The sequence below is a fragment of the Methylobacterium nigriterrae genome (assembly GCF_037106235.1).
In the GTDB taxonomy this organism is placed as follows: Bacteria; Pseudomonadota; Alphaproteobacteria; order Rhizobiales; family Beijerinckiaceae; genus Methylobacterium; species Methylobacterium nigriterrae.
In genome coordinates this window covers 1-266 of record NZ_JBAWTG010000921.1, presented here as the reverse complement: position 1 = coordinate 266, position 266 = coordinate 1, and the positions used below count along the sequence as shown (strand labels likewise).

At 65.0% G+C, this 266-nt stretch carries 1 pseudogene; it reads right to left on the bottom strand.

The annotated features are described in order from the left end of the window. Nucleotides 1-104 (bottom strand): annotated as a pseudogene (locus WDW90_RS39695) (co-chaperone GroES); the annotation flags it as partial. Between the last annotated feature and the right edge of the window lie 162 nt (nt 105-266).

The following is a 266-nucleotide window of genomic DNA, read 5'->3' as shown; positions in this document are numbered from 1 at the left end:
GGCTTCTCCTTGGCGGTGTCGGGGATGATGATGCCGCCCTTGGTCTTCTCCTCGCCCTCGATGCGGCGGACGACGACACGGTCGTGCAGCGGACGGAACGTCATAAGATGTCTCCAGCGCGAGATTGACGTGTCGAAAAGCTGTCGGGCGCCCGCAGGAGCCACCCGACGGGCGGCTATCTGGAAAGCCGCATGGGAGCTTTGCCGGCCGCCGCGCAGGTTTTTAGCACTCTGCCACTGCGAGTGCTAGCAGGAACGGCGCGAGCC